This is a genomic window from Halorussus marinus, assembly GCF_004765795.1.
GTDB lineage: Archaea > Halobacteriota > Halobacteria > Halobacteriales > Haladaptataceae > Halorussus > Halorussus marinus.
The window spans coordinates 272,807-297,727 of record NZ_SBIV01000002.1 but is presented as its reverse complement, the minus strand read 5'-3'; the positions used below and the strand labels follow the sequence as shown (position 1 = coordinate 297,727).

At 69.0% G+C, this 24,921-nt stretch carries 27 protein-coding genes and 1 tRNA gene; 9 read left to right on the top strand and 19 right to left on the bottom strand.

Annotated features, from left to right (window positions below; translation table 11 throughout):
* Positions 1–40: 40 nt before the first annotated feature.
* Positions 41–1,060, bottom strand: a complete 1,020-nt coding sequence (locus EPY72_RS05465) for an AIR synthase family protein (protein ID WP_135805802.1) — start codon at positions 1,058–1,060, stop codon at positions 41–43.
* Between the two features lie 112 nt (positions 1,061–1,172).
* On the opposite strand from EPY72_RS05465, the gene EPY72_RS05460 reads away from it, so the two are divergent.
* The 3 genes from EPY72_RS05460 to nucS all read left to right on the top strand — a co-directional run bounded on the left by EPY72_RS05460 (position 1,173) and on the right by nucS (position 2,995).
* On the top strand, positions 1,173–1,547 hold the full coding sequence (locus EPY72_RS05460) for a winged helix-turn-helix transcriptional regulator (RefSeq protein WP_134669593.1): 375 nt from the start codon (positions 1,173–1,175) through the stop codon (positions 1,545–1,547).
* Between the two features lie 89 nt (positions 1,548–1,636).
* Positions 1,637–2,161 carry a DUF6735 family protein gene (locus tag EPY72_RS05455; protein WP_135805801.1) on the top strand — a complete coding sequence of 175 codons (525 nt, stop codon included), beginning with the start codon at positions 1,637–1,639 and terminating at the stop codon, positions 2,159–2,161.
* Positions 2,162–2,236: 75 nt separating this feature from the next.
* Positions 2,237–2,995, top strand: a complete 759-nt coding sequence (gene nucS / locus EPY72_RS05450) for an endonuclease NucS (protein WP_135805800.1) — start codon at positions 2,237–2,239, stop codon at positions 2,993–2,995.
* A 14-nt stretch (positions 2,996–3,009) separates the two neighbouring features.
* Here the strand turns inward: nucS and mutS are convergent, their stop codons facing one another.
* Positions 3,010–5,601: a DNA mismatch repair protein MutS gene (gene mutS / locus EPY72_RS05445; protein WP_135805799.1), complete on the bottom strand. Its 2,592-nt coding sequence runs from the start codon at positions 5,599–5,601 to the stop codon at positions 3,010–3,012.
* A gap of 146 nt (positions 5,602–5,747) precedes the next feature.
* Here mutS and EPY72_RS05440 point away from each other — a divergent pair, with 146 nt between their 5' ends.
* Positions 5,748–6,101: a thioredoxin family protein gene (locus tag EPY72_RS05440; protein WP_135805798.1), complete on the top strand. Its 354-nt coding sequence runs from the start codon at positions 5,748–5,750 to the stop codon at positions 6,099–6,101.
* 15 nt (positions 6,102–6,116) lie between these two features.
* On the opposite strand, the gene EPY72_RS05435 is transcribed toward EPY72_RS05440, so the two are convergent.
* The 5 genes from EPY72_RS05435 to EPY72_RS05415 all read right to left on the bottom strand — a co-directional run bounded on the left by EPY72_RS05435 (position 6,117) and on the right by EPY72_RS05415 (position 12,067).
* Positions 6,117–7,133: an AbrB/MazE/SpoVT family DNA-binding domain-containing protein gene (locus EPY72_RS05435; protein WP_135805797.1), complete on the bottom strand. Its 1,017-nt coding sequence runs from the start codon at positions 7,131–7,133 to the stop codon at positions 6,117–6,119.
* A 5-nt stretch (positions 7,134–7,138) separates the two neighbouring features.
* Positions 7,139–8,050, bottom strand: a complete 912-nt coding sequence (pstB, locus tag EPY72_RS05430; protein WP_134669582.1) for a phosphate ABC transporter ATP-binding protein PstB — start codon at positions 8,048–8,050, stop codon at positions 7,139–7,141.
* Positions 8,047–9,672 (bottom strand): phosphate ABC transporter permease PstA, encoded by a 1,626-nt coding sequence (gene pstA / locus EPY72_RS05425; protein WP_135805796.1) that lies wholly within the window; start codon positions 9,670–9,672, stop codon positions 8,047–8,049. The genes pstB and pstA overlap by 4 nt, the downstream gene beginning before the upstream one ends.
* Positions 9,672–10,805 carry a phosphate ABC transporter permease subunit PstC gene (gene pstC, locus EPY72_RS05420; protein WP_135805795.1) on the bottom strand — a complete coding sequence of 378 codons (1,134 nt, stop codon included), beginning with the start codon at positions 10,803–10,805 and terminating at the stop codon, positions 9,672–9,674. The genes pstA and pstC overlap by 1 nt, the downstream gene beginning before the upstream one ends.
* Before the next feature lie 68 nt (positions 10,806–10,873).
* Positions 10,874–12,067 carry a PstS family phosphate ABC transporter substrate-binding protein gene (locus tag EPY72_RS05415; RefSeq protein ID WP_134669576.1) on the bottom strand — a complete coding sequence of 398 codons (1,194 nt, stop codon included), beginning with the start codon at positions 12,065–12,067 and terminating at the stop codon, positions 10,874–10,876.
* 188 nt (positions 12,068–12,255) lie between these two features.
* Here EPY72_RS05415 and EPY72_RS05410 point away from each other — a divergent pair, with 188 nt between their 5' ends.
* On the top strand, positions 12,256–13,260 hold the full coding sequence (locus tag EPY72_RS05410; protein ID WP_135805794.1) for a halo transducer protein: 1,005 nt from the start codon (positions 12,256–12,258) through the stop codon (positions 13,258–13,260).
* A gap of 53 nt (positions 13,261–13,313) precedes the next feature.
* On the opposite strand, the gene EPY72_RS05405 is transcribed toward EPY72_RS05410, so the two are convergent.
* From EPY72_RS05405 to EPY72_RS05395, 3 genes are all read right to left on the bottom strand, one after another.
* The gene (locus EPY72_RS05405) at positions 13,314–13,901 is read right to left on the bottom strand and encodes a DUF6663 family protein (protein ID WP_135805793.1); all 588 of its coding nucleotides are present in this window, start codon (positions 13,899–13,901) and stop codon (positions 13,314–13,316) included.
* A 72-nt stretch (positions 13,902–13,973) separates the two neighbouring features.
* On the bottom strand, positions 13,974–14,312 hold the full coding sequence (locus tag EPY72_RS05400) for a CHY zinc finger protein (RefSeq protein ID WP_134669570.1): 339 nt from the start codon (positions 14,310–14,312) through the stop codon (positions 13,974–13,976).
* Positions 14,313–14,367: 55 nt separating this feature from the next.
* Complete coding sequence (locus EPY72_RS05395) at positions 14,368–15,306, bottom strand: aminopeptidase (RefSeq protein ID WP_134669568.1); 939 nt, start codon at positions 15,304–15,306, stop codon at positions 14,368–14,370.
* A gap of 120 nt (positions 15,307–15,426) precedes the next feature.
* On the opposite strand from EPY72_RS05395, the gene EPY72_RS05390 reads away from it, so the two are divergent.
* Together EPY72_RS05390 and EPY72_RS05385 are read left to right on the top strand one after the other, a co-directional pair.
* The gene (locus EPY72_RS05390; protein WP_135805792.1) at positions 15,427–16,440 is read left to right on the top strand and encodes a type II glyceraldehyde-3-phosphate dehydrogenase; all 1,014 of its coding nucleotides are present in this window, start codon (positions 15,427–15,429) and stop codon (positions 16,438–16,440) included.
* A 63-nt stretch (positions 16,441–16,503) separates the two neighbouring features.
* Entirely contained in the window at positions 16,504–16,896 is a 393-nt protein-coding gene (locus tag EPY72_RS05385) for an Hsp20/alpha crystallin family protein (protein ID WP_134669564.1), read from the top strand.
* A 12-nt stretch (positions 16,897–16,908) separates the two neighbouring features.
* On the opposite strand, the gene EPY72_RS05380 is transcribed toward EPY72_RS05385, so the two are convergent.
* Positions 16,909–17,205: a DUF6432 family protein gene (locus EPY72_RS05380; RefSeq protein ID WP_134669563.1), complete on the bottom strand. Its 297-nt coding sequence runs from the start codon at positions 17,203–17,205 to the stop codon at positions 16,909–16,911.
* Between the two features lie 86 nt (positions 17,206–17,291).
* On the opposite strand from EPY72_RS05380, the gene EPY72_RS05375 reads away from it, so the two are divergent.
* Positions 17,292–17,822: an RNA-binding protein gene (locus EPY72_RS05375; protein ID WP_135805791.1), complete on the top strand. Its 531-nt coding sequence runs from the start codon at positions 17,292–17,294 to the stop codon at positions 17,820–17,822.
* A 25-nt stretch (positions 17,823–17,847) separates the two neighbouring features.
* Here the strand turns inward: EPY72_RS05375 and EPY72_RS05370 are convergent, their stop codons facing one another.
* The gene (locus EPY72_RS05370; protein ID WP_135805790.1) at positions 17,848–18,561 is read right to left on the bottom strand and encodes a DUF1028 domain-containing protein; all 714 of its coding nucleotides are present in this window, start codon (positions 18,559–18,561) and stop codon (positions 17,848–17,850) included.
* A gap of 147 nt (positions 18,562–18,708) precedes the next feature.
* Here EPY72_RS05370 and EPY72_RS05365 point away from each other — a divergent pair, with 147 nt between their 5' ends.
* Positions 18,709–19,068 carry a cell division protein SepF gene (locus tag EPY72_RS05365; protein WP_134669557.1) on the top strand — a complete coding sequence of 120 codons (360 nt, stop codon included), beginning with the start codon at positions 18,709–18,711 and terminating at the stop codon, positions 19,066–19,068.
* Between the two features lie 78 nt (positions 19,069–19,146).
* Here EPY72_RS05365 and EPY72_RS05360 read toward each other — a convergent pair whose 3' ends face one another.
* The 7 genes from EPY72_RS05360 to tuf form a co-directional block, all read right to left on the bottom strand.
* Positions 19,147–19,539 carry a DUF5611 family protein gene (locus EPY72_RS05360; RefSeq protein ID WP_134669555.1) on the bottom strand — a complete coding sequence of 131 codons (393 nt, stop codon included), beginning with the start codon at positions 19,537–19,539 and terminating at the stop codon, positions 19,147–19,149.
* Between the two features lie 68 nt (positions 19,540–19,607).
* On the bottom strand, positions 19,608–20,459 hold the full coding sequence (locus EPY72_RS05355; protein WP_135805789.1) for a DUF7093 family protein: 852 nt from the start codon (positions 20,457–20,459) through the stop codon (positions 19,608–19,610).
* A 200-nt stretch (positions 20,460–20,659) separates the two neighbouring features.
* Positions 20,660–22,216, bottom strand: a complete 1,557-nt coding sequence (locus tag EPY72_RS05350) for a globin-coupled sensor protein (RefSeq protein ID WP_135805788.1) — start codon at positions 22,214–22,216, stop codon at positions 20,660–20,662.
* 177 nt (positions 22,217–22,393) lie between these two features.
* A tRNA-Ala gene (locus EPY72_RS05345) sits at positions 22,394–22,465 on the bottom strand.
* A gap of 40 nt (positions 22,466–22,505) precedes the next feature.
* Entirely contained in the window at positions 22,506–23,123 is a 618-nt protein-coding gene (locus EPY72_RS05340) for a rhomboid family intramembrane serine protease (RefSeq protein WP_134669549.1), read from the bottom strand.
* A 222-nt stretch (positions 23,124–23,345) separates the two neighbouring features.
* Entirely contained in the window at positions 23,346–23,654 is a 309-nt protein-coding gene (rpsJ, locus tag EPY72_RS05335; protein ID WP_115864703.1) for a 30S ribosomal protein S10, read from the bottom strand.
* Positions 23,655–23,657: 3 nt separating this feature from the next.
* Positions 23,658–24,920, bottom strand: a complete 1,263-nt coding sequence (gene tuf / locus EPY72_RS05330; RefSeq protein ID WP_134669546.1) for a translation elongation factor EF-1 subunit alpha — start codon at positions 24,918–24,920, stop codon at positions 23,658–23,660.
* Position 24,921: the final 1 nt, after the last annotated feature.

Below are 24,921 nucleotides of genomic sequence, written 5' to 3'. Positions count from 1 at the left end.
TTTTCCGGACGCGAGTGCTCGGTAGCGCCGCCTCTCGGGCTCACTCCAGTCCGACCGTCTCGGCGTACTCCTCGAACACCGCCCACGAGGGGTCCGACTCCGGGGGTTCGACGCGCTCGCCGTCGACGTACGCGCCCTCGCCGTCGCGCACCGCCCCGATCTCGGCGGCCGGGATCCCCTCCTCGTCGAGCGCCGCCAGCACCGCGTCGACGCCCGACGGGTCGACCGATACCACCAGCGTGCCCTCGCTGGTCGCGGCCCACGGGTCGATCTCGAAGAACTCGCAGGCGGCCTCGACTCCGGGGAGCGACGGGACCGCCGACGACTCGACGTCGAGTCGGACCCCGCCCGCTCGGGCCACCTCGACCAGCGCGCCTCGGAGGCCGCCCTCGGTGGCGTCGTGCATCGCGGTGACTGGCCCGGCCGCCGCGGCGGTCAGCGCGTCCCGCACCGGGCTCATGTCGTAGAAGCGCTCTTTGGCGTCCGCGATCGTCGACGCCGGGAGGTCGACGGCGTCCTCGAACAGCGTCACCAGAAAGCCCGCGACCTCGACGCCCGGGCCCTTGGTGACCAGCAGGCGGTCGCCCGGGGTCGCGCCGTCGGGGCGCACGAGGTCGTCGTGGTCGCCGACCGCGAGCGCGGTCGCGCCCCCGACCCACGGGTACTGACACCCGCCGTAGCGGGCGGTGTGGCCCGTCACGATGCTGACGCCCAGTTCGGTGGCCTCGCGGTCGAACGTCTCCCACACCGTCTCGAACTCCGCGTCGGTCATCTCGGGCGGCAGGGTGAACGTGACCGCCAGATGCGAGGGCGCGATTCCCGACACCGCCGCGTCCGAGAGCGCGACGTGGACCGCGAACCACGCCGCCTTCTCGAAGCCGAGCGCGGGGGTCAGCGAGAGCGGATCGCTGGCCACCACGACCGCCCGCCCGCCGACGTCGAGCACGCCGAAGTCGACGCCGTGTCGCGGCCCGAGGCGCACGTCCGGCCGGTCGGCTCCGAGCCGCGGGTAGATCTGTTCGTCGAAGAACGCTCGGTCGACCTTGCCGAGGTCGGTCATTACCGATCGTTGGGGGCTCGCGACCAAATCCGTGGCGGTTCCCCGACCAGTTACTATCGGTAACTAGATTGAACGAGGTAAGTATTTGTGGCGCGACCGCGTTGGCCCCGCCATGAGCGACGCCGACCAACCGCTCTCGGTGTGGTGTGCGGGGGAGGACTGGTGTGCGGTCACCGCGACAGCGACCATCCTCGGCAAGAAGTGGCACCCCGTGGTGATCCACCGCCTGCTCGACGGCGGCCCGATGGGGTTCAACGAACTCAAAGACGACGTCGACGGCGTCTCCAGCAAGGTGCTCTCGGACAGCCTCGACGACCTCGAATCGAAGGGGCTGGTCGACCGGGAGATCGTGAGCGAAAAGCCCGTCCGGGTGTCGTACTCGCTGACCGACCGCGGGGAGTCGCTTCGGCCGGTCATCTCCGCGATGGCCGAGTGGGGCGCCGAGCACCTCGCGGCCGCAGAGACCAAAGACGGCGCCGTCTCGTAGATCGGCGCCCGGACCGCGGCGCCGCGCTCGCCGACGCCGCGCGCCCGGTCCGTACCCTTTTGTCCGAAGCCGCGGCCACCTCCCCTCGAATGGGACACCGCGCGCTCCTCGCGTATCGCCGCGACGACGACTCGGCCGGCGATCCGACCTACGACCTCCACCGCTCGCAGTGGGGCGGCGCCGACTTCGCGCTCGCCCGCCACGTCTCGGCCGAGACGCCGTTCGCCGCCGACACCGCGTTCGCGGTCGACCCCGACCCGATTGGGACCGGCCTCGGGTTCGAGACGGTCGTCGCCGACCGCCTCGATTTCCTCGGCTACGAGGCGTTCTACCGCGTCGACGCCGGCTTCGAGGTCGCGCCGTTCCACGTCCTCTGGTTCGGCCTCGAATCCGACGCCGACGGCGTCGAGCGAAGCGAGACGGTCGGCCACGGCGCGCTGGTCGCGGCCCGGCCGCCCCACGACGACTTCCTACCCGGCTGGTTCCGGGGGACGAAGGCCGCGGTCGGGGACGCCTTCGACTGCGGCGCCGTCGCGCGCGAGGACGCGCTCGCGTACCTCTCGGCCCGGGTCCGCTCGCGGGCCGGCGACCGGGAGGTGATCCTGCCCGAGTGAGCCCGCGCCCGAGACCGCCGTCGCTTCGCCGGCGGACGCGGGGCGCTTTAGTGGCTCGGTCGCCTATCCGGGAGCGTGACTCTCGCAGACGGCGACGCCCCGGACGCAGACCCCGCCGACGCCGACGCGCTCGTCCGCCCCGACCCCGAGACCGCCCGCCGGCGGATCGCGGCCGGGATCGACGACGGCGCGATGATCACCGTCTTCGGCCGGTGTACGGTCGACTACGAGGGCCGGGCCGCGAGTAGCCTCGGCCCCGGCGACCGGCTGGTGGTGCTCAAGCCGGACGGCACCGCGCTGGTCCACACCGACGAAGGCCAGAAGCCGATCAACTGGCAGCCGCCGGGATGTACCCACGAAGCCGCCGTCGCGGACGGCGACCTCCGGATCGCGAGCCGCCGGTCGTCGCCCGACGAGGAACTGGTCGTCGCGTTCGAGTCGGTCGAGCAGGTCGCGACCTTCGACGTCGCCGACCCCGCCGACCGGTCGCTCACCGGGACCGAGGAGGACCTCCGCCAGCGGATCCTCGACGACCCGGAGCTGGTCGAGGACGGGTTCACGCCGCTGGCCACCGAGCGCGAGACCCCCGCCGGGGCGGTCGACATCTACGGCGAGGACCGGGCCGGCGCGACCGTCGTAGTCGAACTCAAGCGCAAGCGGGTCGGCCCGGACGCCGCGGGCCAGCTCTCGCGGTACGTCGAGGCGCTGGGTCGCGAACTCCACGCCGACGCCGAGGTCCGCGGCATCCTCGTCGCGCCCTCGGTGACCGACCGGGCGCGCGGCCTGCTGGCCGAGGAGGGACTGGAGTTCGTCTCGCTCGGCCCGCCCGAGTGACCCTGCCGGCCGGGTCACTCGACCTCGTCTTTGAGTTCGGCGAGCGCGTTCATCGCCTCCAGCGGCGTCATCGTCGCCACGTCGAGCTCCCGGAGGCGGGCCGCGAGCGCGTCCTTCGGGCCGTCGGCGACGACCTCGGGGGCCGGTTCCGGGCTGGAGGCGTCGGGGTCGCCGGCGCGGTCGGTCCCCCCGCGGTCGGCGTCGAGCAGTTCCGTCGAGCGCGCCACCACTTCGTCGGGGACACCGGCCTCCCGGGCGACCTGCACGCCGTAGGAGGCGGTGGCCGCGCCCCGCCGGACCTCGTGGTCGAACGCGACCTCGCCGGCGGTCTGGTTGGCGGCGAAGTGGAGGTTGAAGGCGTTCGGGAGTTCGGCGGCGGTCTCGGTCAGCTCGTGGTGGTGGGTCGCAAACAGCGTCAGCGCGCCGATCTCGTCGTGGACGTGTTCGGTGACCGCGCGGGCGATCGCGAGCCCGTCGGTGGTGCTAGTGCCCCGTCCGACCTCGTCGAGCAAGACCAGCGAGTCCGCGGTCGCGCTCCGGAGGATCGAGGCCAGTTCGGTCATCTCGACCATGAACGTCGACCGGCCGCCCGCGATGTCGTCGCTCGCGCCCACCCGGGTGAACACCCGATCGACCGGCTCGATCCGGGCGCTCGCCGCCGGCACGAAGCTCCCGGTCTGGGCTAACACCGTGACGAGCGCGACCTGTCGCATGTACGTCGACTTCCCCGACATGTTCGGGCCGGTCACGACCGCGAACGACCGCTCGGAGTCGAGGCGCGTGTCGTTGGGGACGAACGACTGCTGGGTGCGCTCGACCACTGGGTGGCGCCCGCCCTCGATCTCGATCCCGTCGCCGCCGATCTCGGGTCGGACGTAGTCGCGGGTGGCCGCCACCTCGCCGAGGGCGGCGAGCACGTCGAGTTCGGCCAGCGCCGCCGCGACCGCCTGCACGCGCTCGGACTCGGCGGCGACCGCCGACCGGACCTCCCGGAACAGCTCGTGTTCGAGGTCGTCGGCCCGGCTCTCGGCCCGGAGGATCTCGTCCTCGCGCTCCTTGAGCTCGGGCGTGTAGAACCGCTCGGAGTTTTTGAGCGTCTGGCGTCGGGTGTAGTCGTCGGGCACCGAATCGAGGTTGGCGTTGGTCACCTCGATGTAGTAGCCGTGGACCGAGTTGTGGCCCACCTTCAGCGAGTCGATGCCGGTCCGCTCGCGCTCCTGGGCCTCGAGGTCGTCGATCCACGCTTTCCCCTCGCGCTCGGTCTCGCGCAGTCGGGCCAGCTCCGCGTCGTACTCGGGGTTTATGACCTCGCCTTCGGTTATCTCGCGGGCGGGATCGGGCCTGATGGCGTCGTCGATCAGCGCCCGGACGTCTTCGAGTTCGTCGAGGTCGGCTCGGAGCGCGGCGAGCGTCTCCGAGTCGAACCCCGACAGCGTCTCCCTGAGTTCGGGCACCGTGTCGAGGGTGTCTTTCAGCGACCGCAGGTCCCGGGCGTCGGCTCGCCCCCGCGAGATCCGGGCGATGAGCCGCTCGATGTCGTAGACGTCCCGGAGCGTCTCGCGGGCCGCCTCGCGCTCGCGGACGTTGCGGGTCCACTCCTCGACCGCGTCGAGGCGCGCCTCGATCCGGTCGGGGTCGACCAGCGGCCGCCGGAGCCAGTCTTTGAGCTCCCGGCTTCCCATCGCACACGAGGTCTCGTCGAGGACGCCGAGCAGGGTCACCTCCGCGTCGCCGTGGACCGTCCGGCGCTCGAACAGCTCCAGACTGGAGAGAGCGACCCGATCGAGCAGCATGTACTCGCGGGGCTCGTAGCGGGTGAGGTGGTTGATGTAATCGAGCCGGTCGTCCTGCCCGCTCCTGGCGTACTCGGCGTACGCCAACAGCGCGCCGCAGGCCCGGACCTCGGCGTCGGCGGCCAGCCGGGCGTCGGGCGAGCCGAAGTACGTCACGACCGTCTCGGCGGCCGCCCCGGGCTCGAACGCCCCGGCGTCGTACGGCGACACCATGCAGTCGGCGTCGAAGGGGTCGGCCTCGACCCCGGGCTCGACGACCGCCTCGGCCGGCGCGAACCGGCTCACCTCGTCGGCGATCGTCGTCTCCCGGCGCGCGCTGGTCGCGTAGAAGTCGCCGGTCGAGACGTCGAGCAGCGCGAGCCCGAACCGATCGGGGTCCTCGGTCAGGCAGGCGACGAAGTTGTTGTCGTCGGTCGCAAGCAGTTCGTCTTCGGTCAGCGTGCCGGGCGTGACGATCCGGGTCACCGCCCGGTCGACCACGCCGGTGGTCTCGTCGGGGTCCTGAACCTGATCGGCGACCGCGACCCGGTAGCCGGCGTCCAGCAGCGTCTCGATGTACGACTCGGCGTTGTCGATGGGGATGCCCGCCATCGGGTAGGTGCCGGTCGAGTCCTCGCGCTGGGTCAGGGTGATCTCGAGCAGTCGGGCGGTCGCCTCCGCCGCCTCGCAGAACGTCTCGTAGAAGTCCCCCACCTGAAACAGCACGAGCGAGTCGTCGTACCGCTCGCAGAGCGCCCGGTACTGGCTCAGCATCGGCGTCAGCTCCTCGCCGCGGTCGGCCATCTTCTCGGGTACCCCCAGCGCCGCGTCCATGGGCGAGTTTCAGGGGGCGGAGGCCGAAATACCCCTCGGAACCGATCGGCGACGAGCGCGCCGTCCCCGGGTGGACGTGTCGCCGTCGAGGTTCGTCGATCCGCCCCGACGGAAGCCCTAACGGTCCCCGGCCCCTACGGACGGGCGTGCAAGAGACAACCGACCCCGAGCCCGACACGCCCGTCCGGCTCGACGACGGCGACGACCTCGCGGCGTTCGTGACCGACCACGACCTCGCGCTGGTGGACTTCTACACGAAGGGGTGTCCCCTCTGTCAGGCCATCGAACCGGTCGTGGGCAACGTCGCCCGCGCGACCGACGCCGCGGTCGGACTGCTCAACCCCCGCGAGGACCTCGATCTGATCGAGACCTACGACGTGCGAAGCGTCCCGACGCTCCTGCTGTTCGCCGACGGCGAGCCGGTCGACCGACTCGTCGACGGCTTCCAGGAGACCGAGGCGGTCGTCGACTTCGTCGAGCGCCGGGGCCGCGTCGACTGACGGCGGTCGTCGCGATCACTCGCCGTTTCGGATCGCCGACCGGACGGCGATCTCGGCGATCTCGCCGCCGCTCTCGGCGGTCGCGGCGAGTCCGTCGAGCACCCCGTTCAGGCGGTGGGCCTCGGCGGGCGACCGCTCGAACAGCGCGCGGTCGACCGCCTCGACGGCCGCGACCGTCTCCTCGCGGCGATCGAGCACCCGGTGGGCGACGTCGGTCCCACAGTCGTCGAGCACGGCGTCGCTTGCGTCCTCGACGACGCGTCTGGCGTCCGCGGCGAGCGACTCGACCTCGGGCACGGTCGCGTCGGGGACGGGCTCGTCGAGCCGGTCGGCGACCGCTCCGATTTCGACGGCGGCGTCGGCGACCCGCCGGAGCTGGCGGGCGGTCCGGTAGTACTCGAACAGCGTCGTTCGGCCGACGCCGAGCCGGTCGAGCTCGGCGAAATCGGTCAGCGACCGATTGAAGTGGCGCGTGATCATCTCGAACAGCCGGTCGACCTCCGCCGCCCTCGCGTCGAGCCCGTCGACGGAGGCGTCGGCGATTACCGCCTCGGTCGCGGTCCGGTGGACCGCGAGCGCCGCGAACTGGAGCTGGACCAGCGACTGCCTGACCGACACGTCCGCGGAGTCGAGCAGATTTCGGATCGCGATTCGGTCGGCGCCGGCCTCGATGACCTCGGCGCCGACCAGCGTCCGCGCGAGCGAGTCGGCCGTCCGGCGCTGTGCCGGCGTGAACGAGTCGGTCGGGACGAGCTCGATCTCCTCGAATCCGGCGGCGTAGGCGGCCTCGACCGCCCGTTCGATCGACTCGTCGCTCTCGCCGTCGACCTCGAGGCGCGTCGCGGCCAGCTCCCCGCCGTCCCTCTCGGAGCTCCGGACGACCAGCGAGCCGTCGCCGTGGGCGTAGAGGTGGATCTGTGCGCCGGCCTCCAGCCCCTGCTCGCGCGCCCACTCTTTGGGGACCGAGACGGTGTAGGTCGAGCCGCCGACCTTCTGGAGCTTTCGGGTCCGGACCCCCGCGTCGGTGTCCACGCGGATCACCCGAACTTCCCGGTGATGTAGTCTTCGACCCGCTGGCTCTCGGGGTTCTCGAACACCTGATCGGTCTCGCCGTACTCGACGAGGTTCCCGCCGGTGAGGAAGACGGCGGTCTGGTCGGAGATGCGGGCGGCCTGCTGCATGTTGTGGGTGACGATCACGACCGTGTACTCCTGGGCGAGCTCGTCGATCAGGTCCTCGATCTTCGCGGTGGCGATGGGGTCGAGCGCGCTCGCGGGCTCGTCCATCAGGATGACCTCCGGATCGACCGCGAGACACCGCGCGATACAGAGGCGCTGTTGCTGGCCGCCCGAGAGCCCCATCGCGTTGTCGTCGAGCCGGTCGTCGACCTCGTCCCAGAGGGCGGCCTGTTTTAGCGAGCGCTCGACCAGTTCGGCCTCCCGCTCCTCGTTCGATCGTCCGAGCAGTCCGGCCAGCACGCCGGTGTCGATGTCGCCGTGCTTGCGCGGCCCGTAGGAGACGTTGTCCCGGATCGACTTCGGGAACGGGTTCGGATTCTGGAACACCATCCCGACCCGCTTGCGGAGTTCGACGAGGTTCGTCCCGTCCTGATAGATCTCCTCGCCGTCGACCTCGACCGACCCGTCGACGCGCGCGCTCTTGATCCGGTCGTTCATCCGGTTGAGACACCGGAGGAACGTCGACTTCCCACAGCCCGACGGGCCGATGAGCGCGGTCACGCTCTCCTCGGGGATGTCTATCGACACGTCTCGAAGCGCGTGGTCGTCGCCGTAGTACACGTCGAGGTTCTCGACCGACAGCTTCGGCTCGCCGTCGAACGCGTACTCGCGCCACTCGCTGCGGACCTCCTCTTCGGTCTCGCCGGTCGTCGTCGAGACCGGTCGGTCGGGGTTGCTCTCCGTCTGGATCGTCGATTTTGTCTCGCTCATTGGTGTAGCTTCCTCCGGAAGTAGTATCTGGTAACGATGCCGACCGCGTAGAACGACAGCACGACCGCGAGCAACACCAGCGTGGTCCCCCACGCGAACGCCTCGGGGTCGTTGAGTTGGCTTCCGCCGACGCCCGCGGTGACGAGCGCGTACACCTGGTAGGGGAGCGCGCTGGTGGCCTCCAGTAGCGCCGGGTTGGCGACGAACGGCGGCGAGGCCGTGAACTGGAAGCCGCCGATGACGTCGACCGTCTGACTGCCGGGGACGAACGTCCCGCCCGCCATCGTGAGCAGGATGGGCGCGGTCTCGCCCGCGATGCGTCCGACCCCGAGGATGACGCCCGTGACGACGCCCGGAAGCGCGGCCGGGAGCACGACGCTCCGGATGGTCTGCCACTTCGAGACCCCGAGCGCGGCGCTCGCGTCGCGGTACTCGTCGGGCACCGAGAGCATCGCCTCGCGGCTCGTGATGACGACCAGCGGGAGCAACATGAACCCCAGCGTGAGCATGCCCGACAGCAGGGATTTCTCCCCGCCGAACCGCGGCAGGAGGAACGCGTAGCCGAACAGCCCGAACACGATGCTGGGCGTACTCCAGAGGCCGTTGGTCGCAATCTCGACGACCTGCGTGAACCGGCCCTGTTCTGCGTACTCGCTCAGGAACACCGCCGCCCCGACGCCCAGCGGGACCGCGAACAGCACCGAGCCGACGACCAGCCACACCGTGCCGACGATGGCCGGCAGAACGCCGTCGACGTCGTTCATCAGCGCCGCGCCGTTCGTGAGGAACGGCCACGACACCGGCCAGACGACGGTGTGACTGAACCCGAACGCCGAGACGGTCGTCGACGGGCCGGCGCCTGCCGCGACCGTGACGCCCTCGAACACGCCGGGCGCGCCCTTGAACACGACGAACGCGACCAGTCCGACGAGGACCGCGACGATCGCGAGGGCATTCAGATAGACGAGGAGGTAGGCGCCGAGGTGGCGGCCGCGGGCGCCGAAGCCGCCGTAGGCCTTCGCGGCGGCCCACCCGCCGAGGAGCGAACAGAACATGACCACCGCCGGCACGACGATCGGCGGGAAGAACGTCGCGTTGAGGTCGAACGGCGTCCACGACCAGCCCGGACCGATGACGCCGGTGAGCAACGCTCCGCCCGCGAGGAGCGCCAGCGCGCCCGCCGGCAGGGTCGAGCCGACGTCTTCGCGCGGAATCGCGGTCACCGCGAACGCGATCCCGCCGAGCAGGCCGCCGCCGAGCAGTCCGCCCGCGAGCCCGACCCCCAGCGTCTGGGAGGCGACGAGTCCGCCGACGACGAACCAGATTGCCGAGAAGGCAGTCGCCGCGACCGCGCCGGCGCTCGCTCGCGGCTCCGTCGGAACGAGGCCGCGGTACGACGCCGCGCCGAACCCGACGACGACGACGCCGACGACCGCGAGCAGTCCGCCCAGCACGTTGCTCATCGGGAGCCCCGCCACGGAGTCGGTCACCGTGACAACCTCGAACAGCGCGGCCATCGCGAGCGCGAACAGCAGTGCACACAGGCCGATCGCGACCCCGGCGATCGCTTCGAGCGTCGAGGTCTCCTCGCGGATCAGGGCGCTCTCGGTGACGCGGCTCATCACTCCTCACCCCCGAGCTCGCGGCGCATGCGCTTCTCGACGAGCTGGGAACCGACGCTGAGGAAAAGCACCGTCACGAACAGCACGACCCCGGCCGCAAACAGCGCGTTGAACTGGAGCCCGTGAGCGGTGCCGTACCGCGCCGCGATCAGCGACGTGAGCGTCTCGTAACCGTAGAAGGCGTTGTACAGCGGTTCGGGGAGCGCGGGGCTGTTGCGAAGCATGACGGTGGCGGCCATCGTCTCGCCGATGGCCCGACCCACGCCGAGCAACACCGCGGCCGAGACCCCAGAGAACGCCGCCGGGAACGTGATCGTCGTCATGGTCTGCCAGTCGGTCGTCCCGAGCGCGAGCGACCCGCTCTTCATCGACTCGGGCACGCTGTTGAGCGCGTCCTCGGCGACCGAGACCACCGTCGGGAGCGCCATCAGTCCGACGACCATCCCGACGAAGAGGTAGGTCCCCTGCCCGTTGAGCGCGAACTGGTCGCTCGCCCACGGGCTGATTATCGTGAACCCGATGAAGCCGTACACGATCGAGGGGATGCCCGCGAGGATCTCGATGCCGGGCTTGACGAGTTCGCGCACCGTCGGCGGCGCGATCTCGCTCACGAACAGGGCGGCCGCGACGCCCAGCGGTCCCGCCACGGCCGTCGCGATCACGGTCACCATGACCGTACCGTGGATCATCGGAACCAGCGAGTAGCCGATCGGTTCGCTCACCGGGCTCCACAGCGTCTCGGTGAACAGTCGCAGGCCCGGAACGCTCACGCCCAAGACCTCGACCGAGGCGTACTCGAAGACGGGCCACGCTTCGAGGAAGATGTACACCGTGATGAGCCCGAGGATGAGGATCGTCGACGCGGTCATCGCGAGGGTCACCGCGTGTGCGGTCAGTGCTTGGTGCCGAAGCCAGCCGTAGCCGACCGCTACTACGAACGCGGCGAACGGGACGACCGTCAGCGGCGACATCGTGAGAAAGCCCACGAGCGTCGCCAGCAGCGCCAGCGAGCCGATGCTGACCGCGGCGAGCGCAGACCGGTCGGTCTCGTCGACGAAATCTCGGGCTCGGGTCAGCCGCCGCCGCGCCGTCGCGCGCCAGTCAGCAGGGTCGGCGTCAGTTACAGATGACATTTCGAATGAGAGGTGTCAGGAGTGGTTTCGAGACGGGTCGAGCCGGCGACTGCCGACCCCGGTCGCGATCAGGGCTGGTCGGGCAACTTCGCCTTCTCGGCCTCGATGTCCTTCTCGGGCAGCGGGATGTACTCGACGCCCTCGACGAACACCTGCTGGCCGAAGTCGGTCAGGAACATGTTGATGAACGCCGCCTCGCGCATGTCGGTCCCGTCCGGCGTCTCGTCGGTCTTCTTGGTGTACATGTGAAGGTCGCGGTTGAGCGGGTACGAGCTGTCGAAGATCGTGTTCTCCGCGCTCTTGTCAGGCTTGTACACCGTTCCCTCGAAATTGATCGCGACGGGCTTGATGCCCTCCGACTGGAACGCAAGCGCCATGTAGCCGATGGCGTTGTCGTTTTGCTGGAGGACGGTCTTGACCTGCTGGTTCTGGCCCTTTCGGGTGTCGACGTCCATCGGCGCGTCGGCGTCGCCGAGCATGTTGAGCCGGAACGACGTGTCGGTGCCCGATCCCTCGGCCCGACCGACCACGTAGATCTCTTGGTCCGGGCCGCCGACCTCGTTCCAGTTCGAGATCTCGCCCTGGTAGATGCCCCGGACCTCTTCGCCGGTGAGTTGGGTGACGCCGCTGTCGTAGATGTTCTGGCTCACGAACACGGGCTGGCCGTCGCGACCGACGACGTGGTCGACGTACTCTTCTTTGGCCTTGGCGTCGCTGATGCCGAGTTCCGCGGTGATCGGACCCGAGGAGTTGCCGATGTCGACGAGCCCGTCCCGGACCGACTTACAGCCGGTCCCCGAGTGGCTCAGCGCGACGCTGGTCGCGAACGGCGGGGTCGCCTGCTGGCCGGTCGGCTCGAAGCCGTACCGGCTCGCGAAGTAGTCGGCGAGCCGCATGTCGGTCTCGATCTGGTCCCATCCGGGGACCGAGGTCTCGTCGTTCGACCCCCAGTACTCGCCGTCGCTCGCGGGCGCGTTGGAGTTCCAGTAGGAACTGCCCTTGTTCGAGATCGGGTACACCGTCGAGGACCCCTCGGCGGTGAGCATCGACGTGTCCATCCCGCCCGATTCGGTCTCGGTCTCTGGCTCGGTCTCCTCGTCGTCGGTCGCTTCGGTCTCGGTCGACCCGCTCTCCGCGGTCGTCGAAGTGTCGTCGCTCTGGCTCCCGGAACAGCCGGCCAGCCCCGCGGCGCCGATGGCTCCGGACGTCGCGAGGAATTTCCGCCGTGATACGCCGCCGAATCGTTGCTGGTCCTCCGTCATCGAGTGGACCGTCGCCGGAGTACACTAAACTCGTTTATAATAGCGGAATACCGTGGTACGCACCACTACGACCTCCTCATACGGTAACGGAGCCGTACGTACCCGCTCTGTCCCGATATATTGTCCTATAGAGCAGTAAATAGGTAACTGACGTAAGATATAACGGGGCGTCGGTGAAACTGCCGCCCATGCACACCGACGACGGTCGAGGGACGGGCGAGTCGATCGAAGGCCGATCGGTCGACGACGCGGTCACGGCGATCGTCCGGCGTGAGGACGGCCGCGACCCCGAGGCGGTGCGGGCGGCGCTCGAACGCGTGGCCACCGACGGCGTCGTGACCCGCGAGGGGGTCGAGGCGGCGCTCGCTCACGCGTCGAAAGTCGTCTCGACGCCCGAAACGCGGGTCGAGATGGCGGCGATCGCGCTCGGAGACGCCCGGGACGCGGCCGAGCCGGTCACCGACCTCGACAGCGTCGGGACCCGGCTCGACGCGTTCGAGGCGCGACTCGCGTCCGTCGAGGACCGGACGGCCGAACTCGGCGATCGGCTCGACACGCTGGTCGGCCCCGACGGCGCGGACGCCGGTCTCTACGAGACGGCGGCCGAGATCCGACGACTCACCGGCGACGCCACCCGCGCCCAGCGGGCCGCCGACCAGCTCAAGCTCGACCTCGAATCGTTCCAGCGGTGGCTCTCGACCCCGTCGGTTCGGGTCCGCGAGCTCGAAACGGACGTCGAGACGATCGAGGCCACGCTGGACGACCTGTCGGCCGCGGTCGACGACGTGGGGTCGGCGTCCGCGGAGGCGGGCGCCGATTCCACCCCGGACGGGGCCGTCTGGGCCGACGCGACGCTCCGGACGCGGGTGGCGGAGCTTCTGCTCGCGGACGTGCGGGCCGAACTCGCTGATCTCCGGGCGTGGGCCGACCTCGAGGCCGGCGACGACGCGCCCGGCCCGGCGCCCGAGACCGACCTCGACGACCTCGGCGACCGACTCGACCGCACCGACGGCCGCCTGACCGATCTCCGCGGTCGGCTCGACGGCCTCGCCCGCGAGTCGTGGAGCGACCGCTTTGGCGACCGACTCGACGCCTTCGAGGACGCGACCGAGGGCCTCGAACCCCCGCTCGACTGGGCCGGCGTCGAGGCGGCGTTCGACGAACACCGCCCGGCGGTCGAGCGAACGGCGTAGCCCCCTCGCCGTCAGCGGCGGCTTGAGGTTCGCCGACCCGCCGATCTCGCCGCCTACGCCAGCGGTTCGGACGGCGCCGGCCGATCGTAGGTGTCTCGGAGCGTCTCGGCGAACTGCCCGTCCTTCCGGAGCGCGATCGTGACGATCACGAACTCCCCGCCGGCGGGTCTGAGCACGAACACCTCGCGGGGCGCCGACCCCTCGCTTTCGTTGACCTTCTCGATCAGCGGTTCGAGCGGCCGGGTGCCGTCGCGGAACGACTCGAAGGTGGTGCCGTCCTCGGCGAACACGTAGAGGACGCCGTTGACCTCGCTGTCGGTGTTGCGGGTCACGCGGCTGTTCATCGAGTCGCCGGCCGCCCGCGCCTCGTCCCACGCGTCGGCCGCGACGTCGAACACCGGCTCGATCCCGTCGGCGAACGCGTAGCGGGTCGGCCGGCGGACCGACAGCGTCGCCACCGTCGGCTCCGGGTCCGACCAGTCGAGGCTCGCGTCGACGAGGTAGCCGGGTCGGAGGTCCTCGACGGGCGCGTCGTGGCCCTCGCCGGCGGTCACGATCGGTTCGTACGTCTCCAGATCCAGCAATCGCACCGTCCCGGCCTCGGGGACGGCGAGCACGCGGTAACGCCCGTCGTCGGTCATACGTCTCGTAGGGGCCGAGGCCGGGAAAAGCTCCCCGTCTCCGCCGCCGGGCGGTTCGACGGCGCGGCCCCGCTACGCCTCGAACGCGAAGTAGCGGTCGTAGTGAGCCGCGCACCCGGGGTTGAACGCGGCCCCGCAGTCGGGACACGAGTGGTCGCCGTCGACGAACTCGCGGGGCGGGAGGGTCGCGCCGCAGGACCCACACAGCACCGCGGGCGCCGACTCGGCGACCGACAGCCGTTCGGGGTCGTGGTCCACGAGCGCCTCGTGACACCGGAAACACGGGTAGTAGGCGTCACAGCAGGCGAACCGAAGCGCCACCACGTCGCGGTCGGTGTCGTAGTGGGCACACCGGGTCTCGGGGTCGACGTCGACTCCCCGGACGGTGTGGCCGTCGACTTCCCGTTCCATCACTCGGGCTGGGGCGGGTCTACGACCTCCCCGTCTCGCGGTTCCACCGCTCGATTCATGGGAGATCTACGACCTCCCCGTCGGCGTACACGGTCGGCTCCCTGAGGATGCCGTCGAAGTGGATCGGGGCGTCGGTGTCGCCGCCGATGCCGGCGTCGTCGCCGATCGCGACGTGGACGGTGCCGCCGGCCTTCTCGTCGAGCAGGACCGACCCGACCAGTTCGGTGACCGCGACGTTGGTGCCGATACCGAGTTCGGCGAGGTTGTACGCCGCGTCGCCGACGTCCTCGGCGGCGTCCTCGACCTGCCCGCGGATCTCGTCGTCCGAGATGTCGGTGACGTAGCCGTCCTCGACCTCGAATTCGAGGTGTTGGCCCTCGTCGAGCAGGCCGTGGGGCATCATCGTCCCGTCGACGACGTAGGTGCCCTCAGCGTCCTCGGGGCTCACGAACACCTCGCCCGCCGGGAGATTCGAGAACTCGCCGTCGGCGTGGACGATGCCGGTGTCGTCGTGCCACTCGCGGTCGCCGGGCTCGAAGGTGATGTCGGTTCCCTGCGGCGAGGTGACCCGGATCTCGTCGGCGTCCGCGACCTGTTCGAGCACGGCCTCGCAGTGGGCGGCGATGGCCTCGTAGTCGGCGTCCAGCCCCGTCGTGAACACGTCCTCGGTGATGCCCGGCAGGGTCGCCCCGCGCGCGCCGGCGTCGTTCGCGTCGCCGCGGGCGCGGGTGTGGCTCAGGCTCTTGGTGGTCGGCGCGAGGAACACGTCGGCCCCCGCCATCGCGGCCGCGACGGGTTCGGGCGGTTCGGCGCCGTGAGAGTCGCCCGGTGGGTACCGGACGACGGTCGCGTCCGAACTGATCTGGCTGGCGACCTCGTAGAGCGCCTCGCCGATCGGGCGGCGCTCGTCGTCGGTCACGATACAACAGGATTCGGTCTCCTCGAGCGCGAGACACTGCGTGAGCGCGGTTTCGGCCGCGTCGCGGAGGCTCATGGTCGCCCTGTGGGCGGGGCCGCGGTTAGGCTTTCCCCTCCACACTTACTCGGAGGAGAGTTACTTTCCCTCGACGAACCCCGAAACCATTATGCGCGAGACCGTCGGACGTTCGGGTACATGTTACGGGTCGGAATCAACGGTTACGGCACCATCGGCAAGCGCGTGGCGGACGCGGTGCGCGCACAGCCCGACATGGAGGTCGTCGGGGTCGCCAAGACGCGACCCAACTTCGAGGCCGAGCGCGCGGTCGCGAAGGACTACCCCCTCTACGCCGCGATCGAGGACCGCGTCGAGCTGTTCGACGACGCGGGGATCGAGCTCGCGGGGATGGTCGAAGAGTTGGTCGAGGAAAGCGACGTGATCGTCGACGCCTGCCCCTCGGGCGTCGGCGAGCAGAACAGCGAACTCTACGCCGAGCACGACACCCCCGCGCTGTATCAGGGCGGCGAGTCCGCCGAATTCGTCGACACCAGCTTCAACGCCCGGTCGAACTTCGCGGACGCCGTCGACGCCGACCACGTCCGGGTGGTCTCGTGTAACACAACCGGCCTCTCGCGGCTGATCGCGCCGCTCGGCGAGGAGTACGGCGTCGAGAAAGTCCGGGCGACGCTGGTCCGGCGGGGCGGCGATCCCGCCCAGTCCTCGCGGGGTCCCATCAACGACATCCTGCCCGACCCCGTCACGCTCCCCTCCCACCACGGGCCGGACGTCCAGACCATCTTCCCCGACCTCGCCATCGACACGCTCGGGCTGAAGGTGCCCGCGACGCTGATGCACATGCACAGCGTCAACGTCACGCTCGAAGCCGAACCCGACGCCGCGGCGGTCCGCGACCTGCTCGCCGACGAGTCGCGACTGTTCGTCATCCCCGAGCGCTTCGACATCGACGGAGCCGGCGCGCTCAAAGAGTACGCGCAGGACGCCGGCCGGCCGCGCGGGGACATCTGGGAGAACTGCGTCTGGGGCGAGTCGGTGACGACCGAGGGATCGGACCTCTATCTGTTTCAGGCGATCCACCAGGAGAGCGACGTGGTGCCCGAGAACGTCGACGCGATCCGGGCGGTCGCGAACGCCGCCGACGCCGCCGAGAGCGTCGCGACGACCGACGACGCGCTCGGTATGGGGATCTGAGCGCCCGGCGCGATTTCCCCCGGGTGCCAAAGGCTTTTGCCCGATTACTCCCTACCTCTTGGCATGCGACGAGACGACCGCGACGATCCCTTCGACGATCTCTTTCGTGAAATAGAGCGCGTGATGAACGAGATGATGGGCGGGGAGTTCGACATGGAAGTCGAGCGCAACGGGCCCACCGGGTTCGGCACCGAGACCCACGTCGACATCCACGAGACCGACGACGCCGTCCGAGTCATCGCCGACCTGCCCGGCGTCGAGAAGTCGGACATCGACCTCCAGTGCGACGGCGAGACCCTGACGATCGGCGCCGCGAGCGACCACCGCGAGTACGACGAGCGGGTCCGGCTCCCGGCACAGGTCGACGAGCACTCCGCGAGCGCGACCTACAACAACGGCGTGCTCGAAGTCAGCTTCGAGAAGTCCGACGAGTCCGCGGACATCGACGTCCAGTAGGTCTCTCCGTTCTCACAGCGGCAGGCGCTCGATGACGCGGTCGACGAACGACGGCTCGTCGGCCTCCTCTTCGGGATCCGGGATCACGCGGTCGTCGGGGGTGATGAGCGTGCGCTGGTCGGCCGCGTTGGCGTCGATGAGTCCGTCCTCTTTGAGGTTGGCGAGCGCGGTTTCGAGTTCGTCGATCCCGACGTCGACGTGCGACCGGAGCTCGAACACCGTCATCCCGTCGTCGTTCCGGTCGACGAGCGCGTCGAGCACCGCAACCTCGACGTCCGCGCGGTCCCGGTACTCACGCTTTGCCTTCATACGGTGGAGTATGCGCGGCGGGTTCTTACGCTTATCCCCGCCGCGAAGGCGGGGGTATTAAGCCCCGAAGCGACGCACGTCCGGGTATGCAGGTCAAGTCTCGTCACCACCTCCGGAGCGACGAGGTGCGGGAAGTCGAAGACGAACTGGCGGCGAACCTCGGCGTCGACCTCGACGCCGACAGCTACGAACTCGTGGAGCTAGAGGATTCGGCGTTCGACCTCGTGCTTGTCGACGGCGAGCCCGCCGTCCTGTACGTCGAGAGCGCGGAGCAAGGCTCCGCCGAAGAGTCGAGCGGACAGAGTCCGCGAGACGACGAACCCTTCCTGACCGTCCGCGGCGCGAACGACTACCCGCCCGAGACCCACGTCGTCACGGTCGACGCGGGCGCGGTGTCGTTCGTCAGCGACGGCGCCGACGTGATGCGGCCCGGCATCGTGGAGGCCGACCCGGACATCGAACCCGGCGACCTCGTCGCGATCGCCGAGGAGTCTCACGGCAAGGTGCTGGCGGTGGGTCGGGCGAAGACCGACGGCGAGGAGATGGTCGGCGACTCCGGGAAGGTCGTCGAGTCGATCCACCACGTCGGCGACGACCTCTACGAGTTCACCGTCTGAGTGCGATCGCTCGATCCGCGCCCCGTTACTCGTCGACGTCGTCGAGTTCGTCGTCCTCGAAGGCCTCCTCGTAGCGTTCGACCGCCGCCTCGAAGCCCTCCTTTGCGAGTTCGTAGGTCTCACGGAGGTCCGCGACCGGCGTCTCGGTCGCGTCGACCCGCAGATCGTGGTAGTACGGCTCCATCTCGCGGTCTTCGGTCGTCTCGACGATCAGCGCCGCGCTCTGGACCCGAAGCTCCTCGCGCTTGTCGCCGCCTTCGGCGTGGCCCGCGGCGAGCGCGTCGACGAGTCGCTCGGCGAGCGGGGCGTCGCCGCCCCGGGAGTCGCGGTAGGCGTCGGCGGTTTCCTCGACCACCGACTCGCCGGTCAGGAGGTTTCCCGCGACCGTGAACCCCTCACCCTCGAGGTGGCCGTACCAGTCTTTGGACTCGTCGCCGGAGAACGCGAAGGTGCCCTCGGCGTCGACCCCGTGGAGCTGGCGCTGGGCCGCGCCGTCGTCGGCGTTCAAAAGCGACTGGAGCGCGTCTTCGACCCCGAGCCCGTCGTCGAGGTACTCGACGCCCTTCCGTCCGAGTTCGATGTTGACAAGGCTCTGGGTGGCGACCGCCCCGTTCTCGCTGGCGAACGGACAGAGGGTGCCGACCGCCGGGAGTCGGGTCGTCACCGCGACACCGAACCGGGTCTGGTCGTCGCCGGACTCGTCTTCGTACTCCTCTCGGACGCAGATGCTGAACGTCACACGCGAGACGAGGGACGGCCTCGGCAAAAAGGTCGGCCTCCCGGCGAGTTCGTCGCGCCGGTCGGGCGACCCCGATGCGCGGGACGTGACGGGGCTGGGGCTCCGTCTGACGTAAGAACTATACCCCTCCGCTCGGCCCATGTCCCTATGGGCTTCATGAGCAAAATCCTCGGGGACCGCGATTCGACGACCGCCGAGGACTACGTCGAACTCAACCTCGACGACTTCGATACGGCGTCGAGCGACGCGGCGATGCAGGTCCACATCGCGGAGATACAGGGCCAGCAGGACGTCATCGAGATCAAAGACGCCATCTACGACGGCGACCTCGTGGTCGCGGACATCACCCGACTCCGGACCGAGGACACGACCGTCGAGCGCATCACAAACGAACTCAAGCAGGTCGCCCGCGAAGTCGACGGCGACATCGTCCAGAAGGGCGACGACCAGATACTGGTCACGCCGACGGGCGTCAAGATCAGCCGCGAGAAACTCGGTCGCAAGTAGCCTCGACTTTCTGTTCGGTCTTCGGATCCCCACCGGAATCTCGGTCTGACGGGACGGCGTCGACTGCCGCTGCGAGGCCTACACGTTGTCGGGGGCGTCGGCGTCGTCCTCGACGGCGCGTTTCATCGACTCGCGCCGGGACTTGGCGTCGCGGCCGGTGGCTTCGAGCAGGAAGTCGTTCTTGGCGTCGACCGCGTCGGCGGCGGCGTCGGCGTTCCCCTCGGCGATGACGTCCTCGGCGGGCCGCTCCTCGAAGTGGACCGCGAGCTTGTCCTTCTTGCCGCTGTACTCGGCGGCGCCCGCGAGGATACGGTCGAACACGGGGTTGTCGGGGTCGTCGACGACGTAGAGTTCGTGGCCCTGCCAGTCCTCGGTGTCCGAGATTTCGCCGAAGTACTCCTCGATCTTCGCTTTCATGTCGGGAATGCGGTCCTCCAGATGCTCGCCGCGACGCATCTTGTACTCTTTCATGGTGTGCTCCGTTTGGATTGGGGGGTGTAAACCCTTTTCGCGTCGTTCTCACCCTTGAATCGCCCGGTTCACTCCCGCGCGATGTACCCCTTGCGACACTCCGGGCAGATGTCGCCGGCCCGCAACGACGACCCCGCGACGCCCGCCCGGTAGCCACACTCGGGGCAGACGAACTCCGCGTCGACGTCCGGGTCGTCGGCGGGCCCCGAGACCGACGGCGCCTCCGAGCCGGCGGTGAACCCCGCCGAGAGCTCGCTCCTGCCGCGGCGCTCGGTCTCGGCGGTTTCGAGGGTGTCGCCCTCGGCGTTGACGAACTCGACCTCCTCGGCCTCGCTCTCGTCGACCTCCGGTGCGGACTCGGGCGCGAGCCCGCCGCCGAACTCGACCTCGGCGTCCTCGTCGTCGGGTCGGGCGTCGTACCCCTCGTCCTCCTGGCCGACCTCGGGCCACTCGCCCCGGCCCCGGTTCTCGCCGGCCTCGGCGGGGTGTGTCGAGTCGGCGTCGGGCCACTCGCCGGACTCGCGGTCCGCGTCCCCGGACTCCTCGTCGGCCTCGTCGTCGAGGATCACGGCGTCGTCGTCTTCGGCCGACTGAGGGGCCTCGAACTCGTTTTCGACCGCGGCCGAGGCGCCGACGCTCTCGCTGACGCCCTCGGCACCGGCGTCGTCGCTTCCGGCCGTCCCGGTCGGCGCCGACGCCGACGGCTCCTCGGACTCCGACTCGGCCCGTTCGCGGTCGCGGGCGGCCGGGTCGATGGCGGTGACTTCCTTGTTCTCGGTGACGACGCTGCGCTCGCCACACCGCTGACACTCCTCGAACTCCCGGACGGTGACGACGACTTCGCTTCCCTGCTCCTCGCGCTCACGCTCGATTTCGGTATCCCCGTAGGCGTGACCGAGGAGCGAACACCTGAGACTCATCGTGCTGTTCCTTAGGTTCATCCGTGGTAAAGGCTGTGTTTCGGCGCATGACGCGCGGCTGACGCGGAGCTCGGTCACGGCCGCGTGGGAATTGTTTATCGACTCTGTCTGAAATACTATATTAGCCACTTCCGAAAATAATGGCTTTCGTTCGGATCTGATAGGAGAAAATTTATACGAGTCTCACCCCACCGCCTCGATCAGTCGTCTCCGAGTTTCTTGACGGTCTGGTGGATGTCCTCGACCCTCGCGGACTGCTGGTCGTTCGCGGCGGCGACTTCCTCGATCTCGGTCGCGACCTGCTCGGTCTGTGCTACCATCTCGTCGATCATCCCCGCGACTTCCTCGGTGCTCGCGGCCTGATCGTCGGTCGCGTCCGCGACCTCCTGTATCCCCGTCGACGTGTCTTTCACCGCGTCGACGATCTCGAGTAGCGTGTCTACGGTGGCTTCGACCTGCTGTAACCCCTCGTCGACCTGTCGGGTCGTCGTCTCGAGGCTCTCGACCGTCCGGGACGCGTCGGCCTTGATCTCGGCGACCTGTTCTTCGATCTCGCCGGCGTGGTCTTGGGACTTCTCCGCGAGGGTTTTGACCTCGTCGGCGACGACCGCGAACCCGTCGCCGTCCTCGCCCGCCCGGGCGGCCTCGATCGAGGCGTTGAGCGCGAGGAGGTTCGTCTGCTCGGCGATGTCGTTTATGACGTTCACCATCTCGTCGATCTCGTCTATCCGATCTTGCAACCGCTCGACGTCGTCGGCGGTGGTCTCGGAGGCCGTGTTCACCTGCTCCATGACGTCGATGGCCTCGTCTGCGGCCGTCTGGCCTTCCGCCGCCAACGCCTCGGCCCGCTCGCTCGCCTCGGCGACGTCGTCCGCCGTGGCCGCGATCTCCTCGACCGTCGCCGCCATGGTCGACACTTCCGCCGAGACGTTCTCCATCGACTCGACCTGCCCGTCGGCGACGTCGTTCATGCGGGCCGTGCTCTCGGCGACCTCCTCGGACATCTCCTGCAAGTCGGTGAGCGGCGCGTGCACGTCGGTCTCGACCTCACGCATCAACTGCTCTTGGTCGTCGAGGGCGTCCTCTAGCTGTTGGCTGTACGAGTGGATGTACGTGTCCGCCACGACCTGCATGTCCAGATTGATGATCCGCAGGACCGCGAGGATCTCCTCTAACCCTCGGTCGAGCTCCTCGGTGATCGCCCGTTCTACGGCTTGGCTGTCGGCGGTCGCGCCCGCGGCGAGTCCACCGTCGGTCGCCGCGCCGTCCTCGTCGACGAGCCGATCCGCGAGGCGCTCTCCGAACCGCTCGAACAGAAGCGGGAAGATGAGGTCGTAGTACACGCCGTACTGGCCGATGTAGTGTTTCATCGGCATCTCGAGCAGATCGTGGATCTTCCCGATCCGGGCCCGATCCGCGAAGTACTCGGTCCCGTAGTCCCCGCTCGCGAGCGTCACGAAGTAGGCCGACTGGGTTCGTTTGAGCTGTTCGATGCCCTTCGACGAGCGGTCCATTACCCCCACCGTGTCGTCGTATCGAGTCAGATTCTCGTAGAAGTCCTCGGCGATCCGGTCGGCGTGCTCCCGAAACAGCGGCTCCAGCCGCGACAGATGCGCTTGGTCGGTCTCGTCGAACCCGATGAACTCCTTTCGCCATTCGATCTCCTCGGCGTCGAGGCCGCATTCCCGCAGAAGTGACGCGACGTCGAGTTCCGAGTTGAGTCCGCCGTCGCCGAACTCCGTCGAATAATCTCTCACAGCGAGTGTAGAGTCGTGAGGGCCTTTTCAGTATTGTGATACACCCACCGGTCGGTCGAACGCGTGTGGCCGACGGCGCGCTCGAACCGGGGTGATGCCCGCGAGCGAGCGGACTCGGGGCTACTACGACCGACCGAGACGCTTCGAGAGCGAATCTCGAGAAACTTAGAAACGGGATGGACTCGCGGGGATTTGAACCCCGGGCCTCTTCCTTGCGAAGGAAGCGATCTACCGCTGATCTACGAGCCCGCGAACGCAATAACGGGTAGCGCCCGCACTTATTAGAAGCTTATGTTTCGCCCCCGGTGCGCAACAGGTGTGCACGCCCGGCGAGGACGCCCACCACGAAGCCGGTGAAGTGCGCGACCAGCGCGACCCCCGGCGCCGCCGTGAGGAGCGTCACCCCGCCCGCGAGCACGAGCAAGAGTCCGACCCGCCCGCGAGCGCCGATCGGGAGCCGCCGGAGCACCGTGTCGGTCACCGCGTTGCCGGCCAGTAGGTAGCCCGCCAGCCCGAACACCGCGCCGCTCGCCCCGAGCACCGCCGGCGCCCGTCCGGTCGTCACCGCACTGGAGACCGCGATCTGGGCGAGTCCCGCGATCATCCCCGCCGACGCGAAGAAGGCGTGGAATCGCCACTTGGTCGTCACGCGCTCGACCGCGAACCCGACCAGCGCCAGCACCACCGCGTTCGACAGCAGGTGGCCGACGCCGTCGTGGGCGTAAACGCTCACCAGCAGGGTCCACGGCCGAGCCGAAACCGGCGGCGCGAGCGCGAACAGCCCGTAGGACAGCCCCTCCGAGAGGAGCGCCACGAGCGACTGGGCGGCGAAGACGACCGCGAACGCCCCGAGGGTCTCGACGGTCGGACTCCGTCCCGATCCCGCCGAGAGGTCCCGACCGCTCACGGGGCCGGTCCTCCGTCGAGTCCCGACCGGGCCCGGGCGCTCGGGGCGTGCCACGCCCGACGTGGGGGTTCGTTGGGGTGCTGTGTCACGAACCGGGATACGGCTCCGGACGACAAAAAGACAGGGGAGCGATGTGGCTGTTCGGTGAGAAAAACGGAGAATCCGTCGCGGAGTCGAAACCCCGCTCGGCTCCGAAGGGTCGGGTGGGCTCGCGCCCGCGGTTCAGTCCTCGAGGACGATCTCGATGCTCACGTCGTTCGGGACCTGAATCCGCATGAGCTGGCGGAGCGCGCGTTCGTCGGCGTCGATGTCGATGAGACGCTTGTGGACGCGCATCTCCCAGTGCTCCCACGTCGCGGTCCCCTCGCCGTCGGGGGACTTTCGGGTGGGGACTTCCAGCGTCTTCGTCGGCAGCGGGATGGGACCCGACAGCGAGACGCCCGTCTTGTTCGCGATCTCGCGGACGTCGTCGCAGATGTCGTCGAGGTCCTCGGGACTGGTTCCGGCCAGTCGAACGCGTGCTTGCTGCATGCGTTACTCGTTGACGCTGAGGACCTTGCCGGCCGCGATGGTCTGGCCCATGTCGCGGATCGCGAAGCTACCGAGCTCGGGGATCTCGCTCGACGGCTCGATCGAGAGAGGCTTCTGGGGTCGGACGGTGACGACCGCGGCGTCGCCCGACTGGATGAAGTCGGGGTTCTCCTCGGCGACCTCGCCCGACGAGGGGTCCATCTTCTTGTCGATGGATTCGATGGTACACGCGACCTGCGCGGTGTGGGCGTGGAAGACCGGCGTGTAGCCGTCGGTGATGACCGACGGGTGCTGCATCACGACGATCTGTGCCTGGAACGTCTCGGCGACCGACGGCGGATCGTCGGCGGGGCCACAGACGTCACCGCGGCGGATGTCGTCCTTGCCGATGCCCCGAACGTTGAACCCGACGTTGTCGCCGGGTTCGGCCTTCGGGACCTCCTCGTGGTGCATCTCGACGGTCTTGACCTCGCCGCCCACGTCGCTGGGCTGGAACGAGACGTTGTCGCCGGTGCTGAGGATGCCGGTCTCGACGCGGCCGACCGGGACGGTCCCGATACCGGAGATCGTGTAAACGTCCTGGATCGGGAGCCGGAGCGGCGCGTCCGTCGGCGGCTCCGGCGGTTCGAGGTTGTTGAGCGCCTCGAGCAGGATCTCGCCGTCGTACCACGGCGTGTTGTCCGACTCCTCGGCGATGTTGTCGCCCTCGAACGCCGAGATCGGGATGAAGCCGGCGTCGTCGGTGTTGAACTGCACCTGCTTGAGCAGGTCCTCGACCTCGGAGACGACCTCCTTGTACTTGGCCTCCTCGTAGTCGACGAGGTCCATCTTGTTGATGCCGACGATGAGCTCGTCGATGCCGAGCGTCCGAGCCAGGAAGACGTGCTCCTGGGTCTGGGGCGCGACGCCGTCGTCGGCCGCGACGACGAGCACCGCGTTGTCGGCCTGCGAGGCCCCCGTGATCATGTTCTTGACGAAGTCACGGTGGCCGGGACAGTCCACGATGGTGAAGTCGTAGGCGTCCGTGCTGAACTCCTGGTGGGCGATGTCGATGGTGACACCGCGCTCGCGCTCTTCGGCGAGGTTGTCCATGACGTAGGCGAACTCGAAGCCGCCCTTGCCCTTCTCCTCGGCCTCTTCTTTGTGCTGTTCGATGACGTGCTCGGGTACGCTCCCCGTCTCGTAGAGGAGTCGTCCCACGAGCGTACTCTTGCCGTGGTCGACGTGGCCGATAATGGCCAGGTTCTGGTGTTGTTCGTCGCTCATT